Annotated in this window: 1 pseudogene; it reads right to left on the reverse strand. The window is 46.2% G+C overall.

From position 1 onward, the window contains the following. Positions 1 to 286, reverse strand: a pseudogene (locus FLQ44_RS19915) (Holliday junction branch migration DNA helicase RuvB); the annotation flags it as partial.

A 286-nucleotide genomic window follows, 5' to 3' on the forward strand; every position in this document is an offset into this window, starting at 1 on the left:
TGAAGGCGACATTCAGCATATCTAAGGCACGTTGCGCCATTTCTTGAGTGACTTCACCTGTTCCTTTGACTTGTGCATAGTCTCGCACTCGACGTAATAAACGGTTGGCAATACGAGGTGTTCCACGTGCTCTTCGAGCGATCTCTTTTGCACCATCAGGTGTAGTAGGCACATCCATTAAATGTGCTGAACGAGCCACAATGTGGGTTAAATCTTCAACGGAATAGAACTCAAGACGTTGCACAATCCCAAAACGATAACGTAATGGAGAAGTGAGTAGACCTGC

The organism is Vogesella mureinivorans (assembly GCF_007644035.1).
In the GTDB taxonomy this organism is placed as follows: Bacteria; Pseudomonadota; Gammaproteobacteria; order Burkholderiales; family Chromobacteriaceae; genus Vogesella; species Vogesella mureinivorans.